This window comes from Sphaerobacter sp. (assembly GCF_019683595.1).
Classification (GTDB): Bacteria; Chloroflexota; Chloroflexia; order Thermomicrobiales; family Thermomicrobiaceae; genus Sphaerobacter.
In genome coordinates this window covers 1-3,442 of sequence record NZ_JADGHZ010000275.1, presented here as the reverse complement: position 1 = coordinate 3,442, position 3,442 = coordinate 1, and the positions used below count along the sequence as shown (strand labels likewise).

3 protein-coding genes are annotated in these 3,442 nt (G+C 68.4%); all 3 read right to left on the bottom strand.

The annotated features are described in order from the left end of the window. Nucleotides 1-25: 25 nt before the first annotated feature. The 3 genes from IRZ30_RS16520 to nikB all read right to left on the bottom strand — a co-directional run bounded on the left by IRZ30_RS16520 (nucleotide 26) and on the right by nikB (nucleotide 3,377). Nucleotides 26-1,390 (bottom strand): serine hydrolase, encoded by a 1,365-nt coding sequence (locus IRZ30_RS16520; RefSeq protein ID WP_294086749.1) that lies wholly within the window; start codon nucleotides 1,388-1,390, stop codon nucleotides 26-28. A gap of 135 nt (nucleotides 1,391-1,525) precedes the next feature. After that, complete coding sequence (nikC, locus tag IRZ30_RS16515) at nucleotides 1,526-2,419, bottom strand: nickel transporter permease (protein ID WP_366945373.1); 894 nt, start codon at nucleotides 2,417-2,419, stop codon at nucleotides 1,526-1,528. A gap of 31 nt (nucleotides 2,420-2,450) precedes the next feature. After that, complete coding sequence (gene nikB, locus IRZ30_RS16510) at nucleotides 2,451-3,377, bottom strand: nickel ABC transporter permease (RefSeq protein ID WP_294086747.1); 927 nt, start codon at nucleotides 3,375-3,377, stop codon at nucleotides 2,451-2,453. Between the last annotated feature and the right edge of the window lie 65 nt (nucleotides 3,378-3,442).

Below are 3,442 nucleotides of genomic sequence, written 5' to 3'. Positions count from 1 at the left end.
GGGGGTTGTTGAGTGATCTGGCCACTTAGTCCTGGACGTACTCGGCGAGGCGGCCGCTGAAGCGGAGGAAGCGCGGCTTGCCGTTGTCGCCGAGGATGACGTCGGTCCGCATGCCGCGGTATTCGCCCTCGGTGATGATGAACTCCTGCTCGCTGATGGGCGACATGTAGAGCGGCGGCAGGGTCTCCGTCTCGCCGGTCAGCGGGCTGCTCATCTGGATCTCGGCCTTCAGCCGCCCCTCGTCGACCGACAGCGTGATGGTGCTGTGCGGGCGCTTGTAGGTCCCGGTGACGCGCTCCAGCACCTCGGCCGGGAGCGTGATCGGCTCGGGGTCGGCGTGGCGCAGGCCCAGCTCGTGCTCGAGCGCCCAGCGCTGGATGTCGCGGTGCGCCGCGGCCCCGCGGTCAGCGTTGGTGAGGATGGCGATGGCGAACCGGCGGGACGGCACCAGCGCGAGCTGCGCCTGGAAGCCGTTGGTCGAGCCGCCGTGCGAGACGACCTTGACGCCGTCGACGGTGTGGAGCGACCAGCCGATGCCGTAAGCCTCGGCGAAGTTGCCCGCCTTGACCTGCTGCTCCTGCATCGCCGCGATCGACTCGGCCGTAAGGACCTGCTTGCCGCCAACCGTGCCGTCGCTCATGTGGAAGGCGGCGAAGCGGAGCAGATCGGCGACGTTGGCGATGATCCCGCCCGCGGCATTGACGACGCGCGGCAGCGGGTAGAGCCGGGCGACCTTGTGCTCGGCGCTTCCCGGGGCAACCTGCGTGTGGCCGACGGCGACCGGGTAGACGATGGCCTCGTACGCGAAGAAGAAGCTGTGCTCCATGCCCAGCGGCTGGAAGACCCGCTCGCGCATGGCCTGCTCGAAGGTCTGACCCAGGATCTGCTCGATGACGCGGCCGGCGAGGTAGAACCCGCTGTTGCAGTAGGTCCAGAGCTCGCCCGGGGCGGTCCACTGGCGCAGGGTGTGGAACTCGGCGATCGCCTTGGCCAGGGCGTCGTCGCCGTTGCCGTAGTCGTCGAAGCGGTCGCCCTCCAGGCCGCTGGTGTGGGTCAGGAGGTGGCGCATGGTGATGGTGCGCTGGGCATCGGCGTCGGCCAGCTTCAGGTCGGGCAGGTACTCGATCACCGGCGTGTCGAGCGACAGCTTGCCCTCCTCGACGAGCTGCATGGCCAGCGTCGCGGTGTAGACCTTGGAGATCGACCCGATCTGGAACAGGGTATCCGGGCGCACCGGGAAGCCGGTCTCCAGGCTGGCCACGCCGTAGCCGTGGGTCTCGACGGCCCCATCGCGGAGGATCCCCACCGCGATACCAGGAACCGACCAGCGCGTCATCGCATCGCGCACGGCCTCGTCGAGCGTGCCTGGCCGCGTCAGTTCGTTGCTCATGCGTTGCATAACCTTTCCGGCGTGCCGGCCCCCGCCGTGCCCGGGCGAGGGCGACAGCGCTGCGTCCTTTCATGACCGTTGGGCCGTCCCGGCCCGGAAGAGATCTGGTTCCCTACTCCCTCCACTGCACCTGCGTCAGTCGCGGGCCTGCGGGTCGAGTGCGTCGCGCAGGCCATCCCCCAGGATGTTGAAGCCGAGCACGGTGATGGCGATCGCGAGGCCGGGGAAGGTGGCGATCCACCACTCCTCCCGCAGGAACTCGCGGCCGTTGCTGAGCATCGCGCCCCACTCGGGCGTCGGCGGTTGGGCGCCCATGCCGATGAAGCTGAGCGCGGCAGCCGAGAGGATCGAGCTGGCGATGCCGAGCGAGGCGAGCACGATCATCGGCGAGAGCGCGTTGGGAAGGATGTGGAGAAACAGGATGCGTCGGGTCGGCGCGCCGATAGCCCGCGCCGCCTCCACGTACTCCTTGCGTTTCAGCGAAAGCACCTGCCCGCGCATCAGCCGGGCGTAGGTCGGCACCGAGCCGATCCCGACGGCGATCATGACGTTCATCAGGCTCGGGCCGAGCACGGCGATGATGGCCAGCGCGAGGAGGAGATCCGGGAAGGCGAGCATGACGTCGATCACGCGCTGGCTGATGATGTCGAACCAGCCGCCGAAATAGCCGGCCAGCATGCCAACGATCGACCCGACGATCGCGGCGATCCCGACCGCGACCAGCCCGACCTGGAGCGAGATGCGCGCACCGTAGAGGAGGCGCGTCAGGATGTCCCGCCCGAAGTCGTCGGTGCCGAAGGGGTGGTCCAGACTCGGCGGCAGAAACTGGTCCGACAGCCGCATCTCGGTCGGGTCGTAGCGCGCCAATACCGGGGCAAAGATGGCGACCAAGATCAGCGTCACGACGATGACGCCGCCGAGCATCGCCATACGGTTCCTGCGCAGTCGCCGCCACACGACCTGACGCTGGGTGCGCGGCGCGGCGCTGGCGCCGAGCGCCGGAGCGCTCTTCGCATCGACCCGCTGCATGGTTTGCCGGTCTGCGTTCATGTCCCCCTGCCTATGAGTAGCTGATGCGCGGATCGATCGCGGCATAGATGATGTCCACCAGGAGGTTCACCCCGACGTAGATCAGCGACACCATGAGCACGATCCCCTGGATCAAGGGGAAGTCGCGCGTCTGTAGCGCGCCGACCGCGAGCAAGCCGATGCCCGAGTAGCCGAAGACCGCCTCGATGACGAAGGCCCCGGAGAGGAGCCCGCCGATCTGGAGGCCGAGCATCGTCACGATGGGGATCAGGGCATTGCGCAGCGCGTGGCGCACCACCACCCACCACTCGCGCAGCCCCTTGGCGCGGGCAGTCCGGACATAGTCGCCGGAGAGCGCCTCGAGCATGCTGGCGCGGGTGAGCCGGGCCAGGATGGCCGAGCTCAGCAAACCGAGGGTGAAGGCTGGCAGGACCATGTGCTTCCAGGAGCCGGTCCCGGAGACCGGGAGCCAGCCGAGCCGCACAGAGAACAGGAGAATTAGCATCAGGCCGAGCCAGAACCCGGGGATCGAGACGCCCAGGACGGCGCCGAGCATGCTGATGTTGTCGATCCAGGATCCTTTGAAGGTAGCGGCGAGAACCCCGGTCACCGTCCCGATCACCACCGCGACCGCGAGGCTGGCGAACGTCAGCTTGAGCGTGTTGGGCAGCCGCAGCAGGATCTCCTGCATCACCGGCCGCTTGCTGCGGAACGAGCGCCCGAGGTCGCCCCGCAGCGCGTCGGACACGAACTTGACGTACTGCTTGTGGATCGGCAGGTCCAGCCCGAGCTGATGGCGCATCGCCGCCCGCTGCTCGGGCGTCGGCCGGGCCTGGTTGCCGAACATGATGTCGACCGGGTCGCCGGGGACGAGCCGGACCATGAAGAAAACCGCCAGGGTCACGCCAAAGACCACCGGGATGGCTGAGAGCAGGCGGACGGCGATATAGCGGAGCATGAGCGCACTCCCCTAGGCCCCGGCAGGGCCGGGGATGTTCCCCCCCCCAGCCGGGGCGTGCCCCG